This is a genomic window from Euzebyales bacterium (assembly GCA_036374135.1).
Taxonomy (GTDB): domain Bacteria; phylum Actinomycetota; class Nitriliruptoria; order Euzebyales; family JAHELV01; genus JAHELV01.
In genome coordinates, this window is record DASUUK010000092.1 from 23,071 (window position 1) to 29,631 (window position 6,561).

The 6,561-nt window shown below is 71.5% G+C and carries 8 protein-coding genes and 2 rRNA genes; 3 read left to right on the top strand and 7 right to left on the bottom strand.

Annotated features, from left to right (window positions below; all coding sequences use genetic code 11):
* Positions 1 to 2 precede the first annotated feature (2 nt).
* The 4 genes from VFZ70_15615 to VFZ70_15630 are packed head-to-tail and all read right to left on the bottom strand — an operon-like array spanning position 3 to position 1,892.
* Positions 3 to 872, bottom strand: a complete 870-nt coding sequence (locus tag VFZ70_15615; GenBank protein ID HEX6257236.1) for a TlyA family RNA methyltransferase — start codon at positions 870 to 872, stop codon at positions 3 to 5.
* 35 nt (positions 873 to 907) lie between these two features.
* Positions 908 to 1,072, bottom strand: coding sequence for a hypothetical protein (locus tag VFZ70_15620; protein HEX6257237.1), 165 nt, complete (start codon positions 1,070 to 1,072; stop codon positions 908 to 910).
* Positions 1,069 to 1,452, bottom strand: a complete 384-nt coding sequence (locus VFZ70_15625; protein HEX6257238.1) for a hypothetical protein — start codon at positions 1,450 to 1,452, stop codon at positions 1,069 to 1,071. The genes VFZ70_15620 and VFZ70_15625 overlap by 4 nt, the downstream gene beginning before the upstream one ends.
* 53 nt (positions 1,453 to 1,505) lie before the next feature.
* A complete protein-coding gene (locus tag VFZ70_15630; protein ID HEX6257239.1) occupies positions 1,506 to 1,892 on the bottom strand; it encodes a tetratricopeptide repeat protein in 387 nt (128 codons plus the stop codon).
* 97 nt (positions 1,893 to 1,989) lie between these two features.
* On the opposite strand from VFZ70_15630, the gene VFZ70_15635 reads away from it, so the two are divergent.
* The 3 genes from VFZ70_15635 to VFZ70_15645 are packed head-to-tail and all read left to right on the top strand — an operon-like array spanning position 1,990 to position 5,216.
* Positions 1,990 to 2,964, top strand: a complete 975-nt coding sequence (locus VFZ70_15635) for an alpha/beta hydrolase (protein ID HEX6257240.1) — start codon at positions 1,990 to 1,992, stop codon at positions 2,962 to 2,964.
* A 6-nt stretch (positions 2,965 to 2,970) separates the two neighbouring features.
* A complete protein-coding gene (locus VFZ70_15640; GenBank protein HEX6257241.1) occupies positions 2,971 to 4,215 on the top strand; it encodes an AI-2E family transporter in 1,245 nt (414 codons plus the stop codon).
* Entirely contained in the window at positions 4,212 to 5,216 is a 1,005-nt protein-coding gene (locus VFZ70_15645) for an MBL fold metallo-hydrolase (GenBank protein ID HEX6257242.1), read from the top strand. Before VFZ70_15640 ends, VFZ70_15645 begins: the two co-directional genes overlap by 4 nt.
* Here VFZ70_15645 and VFZ70_15650 read toward each other — a convergent pair.
* The 3 genes from VFZ70_15650 to VFZ70_15660 form a co-directional block, all read right to left on the bottom strand.
* Positions 5,171 to 5,887, bottom strand: a complete 717-nt coding sequence (locus VFZ70_15650) for a hypothetical protein (protein HEX6257243.1) — start codon at positions 5,885 to 5,887, stop codon at positions 5,171 to 5,173. The genes VFZ70_15645 and VFZ70_15650 overlap by 46 nt on opposite strands.
* 102 nt (positions 5,888 to 5,989) lie before the next feature.
* A 5S ribosomal RNA gene (gene rrf / locus VFZ70_15655) occupies positions 5,990 to 6,106 on the bottom strand.
* Between the two features lie 98 nt (positions 6,107 to 6,204).
* A 23S ribosomal RNA gene (locus VFZ70_15660) occupies positions 6,205 to 6,561 on the bottom strand; the annotation flags it as partial.

Consider the following 6,561-nt stretch of genomic DNA (forward strand, 5'->3'; position numbering starts at 1 on the left):
TGCTAACGGTTCGTCCCGTCCCGCAGCGCCACCGCGTCCGCGATCAGCGCCGACCGCATCCGTGGCCATCCGACCCCCTCGTCACGGTCGTCCGGCCTGCTGGCGGACGCCCCGTCCGCGTCGCCGGCGGGCGTGTCGTGCAGCCGGAGGAAGAACTCGACGTTGCCGGCGGGACCCGGCAGCGGCGACACGGTCGCGGCGACGACATCCAGGCCGACGGCCACCGCGGCGTCGCGGACACCGTCGACCGCCGCGCGCCACGCCTCGGGATCGCGCACGACGCCGCCTCGGCCCACACGAGCCCGGCCGACCTCGAACTGCGGCTTGACCAGCACGCACCAGTCGGCGCCGTGGCCCACGAGCTCGCGCAGTGGCCCCAGCACGGCGGTCAGGGAGATGAACGACAGGTCGGCGACCACGAGGTCCGGCCGGCGGCCGGCCAGGTCGGCCTCGGCGAGATCGCGCACATGGGTGCGCTCGACCTCGTGCACACGTGGGTCGGTGCGCAGGCGCCACGCCAGCTGCCCGTAGCCGACGTCGACCGCGATGACCGTCGCGGCGCCGCGGGCCAGCAGGACGTCGGTGAAGCCGCCGGTCGATGCGCCCGCGTCGAGGCAGACGCGGCCGTCGACACGGTCCAGACCGAGGTCCGCGAGCGCGCCGTCGAGCTTGTCCCCGCCGCGGGACACCCAGCGGCGGGGCGGTGCCGTGACGACGATCTGCTGCTGCGGCGCGACCGCGCTCGCCGGCTTGCGCCCGGGCGCGCCGTCGACCGTCACCAGGCCGGCGGCGATCGCCTCCTGCGCGAGGGCGCGGCTGGCCACGAGCCCCCTGCGCACGAGCTCGACGTCCAGGCGCGAGCGCCGGCTCACCGGCCGGCCCCCACAGCGGCCGCGGCGCCCACGCCTCAGCTCCGCCCGCGGTCCTCCGCACGGTCGCCGCGCAGAAGTGCGTCCAACTCGGCGGTCAGGGCCTCGTGCACGAACTCCAGGGTGGCAGCCTGCTCCTCGGTGGACTGGTCGGCGATGCCGTCCAGCCGGGCGCGGCACTCCGCGAGACGGTCGACGGTCATGATGTCACCTCCGCGTCGTCGCCACGCCCGACCGGCCGGCCGTCCCCTGGATCGGGTGTCACCGCCGGGGCCGACGATTCGCGCAGGCGCCGCACCTCCCGCCGCAGTGACTCGAGCTCCGAGGCGCGGACGAAGCCGGCGCGTTCGACCGCGCGCTCGACCTCGGCGCGGACCAGCCGCGTGAGCGCACCACTGCTCTCCACCGACCGCGCGATCACGTCCTCGACGATGCGCTCGGCGTGTTCCGCCGCGACCTCGCCCTGCCGCACGAAGTGTGCGAGGGCGCGTTCGGTCACGTCCAGCGTCGTGCGGGTCAGGTCGGCGGCGAGGTCGGCGTAGCGTTGCACGCCGTCGGCCGGTCCGTTCTCACTGGCGGTCATCGCACAATCCCGTCGTCGACAGCGGTTCGATCGTACCGCCGGGGGTGGGTGCCTCAGCCCGCCCGGCGGCGGGCGATCCGCTCGGCGGCCCGGCGGTACAACGGGCGGGGCGCCAGCGCGTTCGCCAACTTGAAGTGCTTGCCGGCCTGGGCCAGCCTGCCCTGCCGCTCGAACGCGCGGCCGAGACCGTAGTGCGCGTAGGCGTTGCTCGGGTCGAGGGCGACGACCTGCTCGAACTGGTGCCGCGCCATCCGGATCCGCGACGTCGCGAAGCAGGCCCGCGCGAGGGCCTCCCGCACCGACGTGCTGGTCGGCTCCATGGCGACCGCACGCTCGAGCGGTTCGATCGCCCCCGCCGCGTCGCCGTCATCCAGCAACCGGCATCCCTCGCGGTACAGGTCGTAGACCGTGCCTGCGGATCCGGTCGAGCCATCACACATCCGCGTTGACCTCCCCGATCGACGACGTCCACCAGTATGCGCGCGACCGCCACGGACCAAGCGCCCGGACCGCGCGACCACATACGATGGGTCGGCTATGGAGGACACCTCGACCGACGCCCCGGACCACGGACGCCAGGCGGCGGGGTCCGGAGGCTGGCAGCGGACGTCGTCGCCCGACGGCACCGTCATCGCGTGGCGTGCCGAAGGCCCGCCGGTGCGCGGTGCCACGCGGCGCACGCCGGTCGTGCTGTGCAACGGCATCGCCTGCTCGACCGGGTACTGGGCGCCCCTGGTGACACAGCTCGTGGCCGCGCGGCAGGTCGTGCAGTGGGACTACCGCGGACACGGTCGCAGTGGCGTGCCGGCCGCCCGCGGCGCGACCACCATCGACGACGTGCTGGCCGACCTGGGGGCGGTGCTGGACGCCGCACGCATCACCCGCGCCGTCGTTGGGGGCCATTCGTTCGGCGTCCAGGTCGCGCTCGAGGCCGCGCGCCGCCGCCCCGACGCGGTCGCCGCCGTCGTGGCCGTCGCGGGCGCGGCCGGCCACCCCCTGCCGGACGGCGCCACGACGTCGCCGGTCAGCCCGTTGACCATGGTGCAGCGCGCCCACGGCCTCGAACCGGATGTGGTCGACCGCGTCTGGCGCCGATGGTGGCACAGCCCGCTGGCACACCTGCTGGCCCGCGCGATCGGGGGCACGAGCCTCGCCGCACCCCCCGAGGTCATGCGCGAGTACTACGAGCACGTGTCCACGCGCGACATCGACGTGCTGTTGGGCATGATGCAGGCCATGCAGGCACACGACGCGGGCGACCTGGCGGGCGACCTGGACGTGCCCCTGCTCGTCCTCGCCGGCGACGCCGACCGCTTGACCTCGCTGCCACGCATGGCCAAGCTGGCACTGGACGCGCCCGACGGCGAGCTCGCGGTGTGCCACGGAGGCACCCACACGCTACCGATCGAGCAGCCCGACTGGATCGTCGAGCAACTGCTCCCCCTGCTCGATCGCGTCGACGCCCTGCCCGCCGAGCGGTCCCCGCCCCTGACCGTCGCACCCGGAGCCTGACGCACCGTGAAGACCGATCGACCCCGTCACCCCGACAGCGTCTGGCTGACGCCGCGGCGCCTGGCGAGCCTCGTGCTGGTGCTGGTCGTCGCGTTCGCGACGCTGACGATCATCCGGGCGCTGCGCACGGTGCTCGTCATGGTCGCGGTGTCGTTGTTCCTGTCGTTCGCCATGGAACCCGCAGTGCAGTGGCTGTCGAGGCGCGGCATGCGCCGGGTGGTCGCGACCGCCGTCGTGTTCGTCTTCGCGCTGCTGACACTGGTCGGTGTGATCGCGCTCATGCTGCCGCTGTTCATCAGCCAGCTGGCGGAGCTCGCCGGCAACGTGCCCGACATCATCGACCAGTTCGACGGCGGTGTCGTGTCGCATCTGCCGTTCGGGATCGACCTCGGTGCCAGCCCCGGTCTTCGGCGTGAGCTCACGGCCTTCTCGGACGGGCTCACCGACGAGCTGCGCGACGTGCTGCTCGGCGCGGGCGGCGAGGTCATCAACCTCGGCCGCACCGCGGTCGGTCTGCTGTTCCAGCTCGCGACGATCGGTCTGCTGACCTTCTACCTCGTGTCGGACGGACCCAGGTTCCGCCGTGCGCTGGCGCGACCGCTGCCGCCCGAGCGGCAACGCGAGATGCTGGCGATCTGGGAGATCGCGGTCGCCAAGACCGGTGGCTACATCTACTCGCGGATACTGCTGGCGGTGGCCGCCACGGTCGTGCATGCGGCGTTCTTCTTCGTGATCGAGCTGCCCAGCCCCGTCCCCCTGGCCGTGTTCATCGGCGTCACGAGCGCCTTCGTGCCGGTGATCGGCACCTACCTGGGCGCTTTCGCCGCGCTGCTCGTCGCGTTCGTCAATGATCCGGTCGACGCATTGTTCGTCGGCCTGTTCGCCGTCGCCTACCAGCAGCTCGAGAACTACGTCCTCGCTCCACGGATCCAGAGCACGACGATGGATGTGCACCCCGCCATCGCGTTCCTGTCCGTGATCGTCGGAGGATCACTGCTCGGTGCGGTCGGCGCGTTGCTGGCACTGCCCACCACGGCGGTCATCCAGGCGTTGCTGTCGACCTACGTACGCCGTCACGAGCTGATCGACGAGCTGCGGGACGTGCCGCTGCCGTCCGACCTCGAGTGGCACTCGGGACGCGTGCAGGGCCATGAGGGGCCGGCGGACGGCACGACGCGCGGGCTCGATGACGGTGACGAGGACGCGATGGCCACGGCCACGGGCGGCGACAGCGGAAGGCACGGGACATGAGCGGAGCGGAGACCGACGGTGCGCACGACGGCTCGGGCGGTGACACCGCCACAGCCGATGACCTGCTCGAGCTGCCCGGCGGGATCATCCAGCTCGACACGCGGACCGCCGGGGTGTCGCACGTCACCGCCGGGTTCCTCATCCGGGCTCCGCGGCCGGCGTTGGTCGAGTGCGGCCCCTCGCTGACGATCGACTCGGTCGTCGACGCGCTGGCGCGGCTCGGGCTCGACCCGGATGACCTCGCGTACCTCATCGTCAGCCACATCCACCTCGATCACGCCGGCGGAGCGGGAGACATCGCGCGCACGTTCGGCTCGGCGACGGTGGTCGTCAGCGACATCGGCGCACGGCACCTGGAGGATCCGACGCGGCTCAACGCCAGCTCGCGGCGCGTGTACGGCGACCTCATGGACACGGTCTACGGTGACTGCACACCGATCGACGGCGACCGGATCCTCGGGGTCGAGGATCGCACCGGTCTGGACCTCGGTGGCGGGCACACGCTGGAGCTGCTCGCGACGCCGGGCCACGCCAAGCACCACATCAGCGTGCTCGACCACAACAGCGGCGCGCTGTTCGTCGGCGACTCGGTCGGCGTGAAGACGCCGCACACGGGGCCTCTGCGTCCGGCCACACCGCCACCCGACTTCGATCTCGAGCTCGCGCAGTCGACGATCGACCGGTACCGCCGGATCGATCCGCAGCGGATCTACCTCGCCCACTACGGCGCCGTCGATCCTCCCCATGACACGTTGGCCGAGGCGAGCGAGCAGCTCGCCGCCTGGGCAGAGGTCGCACGGGAGGCCGTGATCGAGCACGACGAGCTCGACCACGTCGCCGACACCCTCGCGCGGCGGTTCGCGGTCGCGACGGCGGACGAACCCGCCGACGAGGAGACCACGCGGCGCCTCGAGGTGCTCGGCGGATTCCGGACCAACGGGATGGGTCTGCTGCGCTACTGGCGCAAGCGGCTGGCAGCCGACGACACCGGCGCCGACTGATCCCCGGCGTCGCCGTCCAGCTCGGCCAGCTGCTCCGCGACGTCGAGGAACGCGGGATCCACCGTCGCGATCGCCTGCAGGTAGCCGCCCGCGGCTTCGTCGTCGCCGCGACGCCGCTCGAGGTCCGCGGCGAAGTACCACAGCCGTAGGTGATGCGGTTCGACCGTGCGCGGTGCGAGATCGACGCGGTGCAGCGCCGCGAGCGCCGCGTCGACATCACCGCCGTCGGCGCGCGCACCGGCGACCACCAGCAGACCCTCGGCGACGCGGTCGGGCGCCACCTTGGCGGCGATCATCTCGTCCACGAGCTCCTCGGCCCTGTTGACCTGCCCGTTCGCCCGGGCGCAGTCGGCGAGCAGGTGGTTCTGGTCCTGCCGCCCCGACATGCGGCGGTACGCCGCGAGCTCCCGGCCGGCATCCTTGAAGCGGCCGTCCAGGTACAGAGCGATCCCCAGCGCCTCGCGGACGACCGCGCTACGTGCCGCACGCTGCTTGGCGTCGGTCAGCAACGTCACGGCGTGAGCGACATCGCCCGACTCCAACGCCACACCGGCGTCCGCGTAGGCGGTCACGACGGCATCCAGTTGCGCGCCGCTCGCCGCCTTCAGGTCGCGGTAGACGGGCGACGGCAGTCGTGGTCGGGACCGGTCGGGATTGCCGGGCGTTGGCATGGCGGGACCTCATCACGCAGTCTCTCGGGCGTGGTCGACCTGGTCAACCACGCCCGCATGCGCACGAAGCCGCCCTCTCGGGCGGCTTCGTGTCGAAACAATGGTCCGCAGCGACCTACTCTCCCACACAGTCTCCCGTGCAGTACCATCGGCGCTGGAGGGCTTAACTTCCGGGTTCGGAATGGATCCGGGTGTACCCCCTCCGCTGTGACCGCGGACCAAATCTCTATGAACCTGGTTGCCGGAGTCCGGTGGACCGGATCCGACACGTCCGGGCCACGGTCCCCGGAACGTCATAGCGAGCGCGAGCATCAAAAAGTGGCAAGTCCTCGGCCTATTAGTACCGGTCAGCTGAAGCCATTGCTGGCCTTACACCTCCGGCCTATCAACCCTGTGGTCTACAGGGGGCCTTACCTGACTGTGTCAGTGGGAGACCTCATCTCGAAGCGTGCTTCGCGCTTAGATGCTTTCAGCGCTTATCATTTCCGTACGTAGCCAACCGGCCATGCTCTTGGCAGAACAACCGGCACACCAGAGGTACGTCCACCCCGGTCCTCTCGTACTAGGGGCAGCCCTTCTCAAGTCTCCTGCGCGCGCAGCGGATAGGGACCGAACTGTCTCACGACGTTCTAAACCCAGCTCGCGTACCGCTTTAATGGGCGAACAGCCCAACC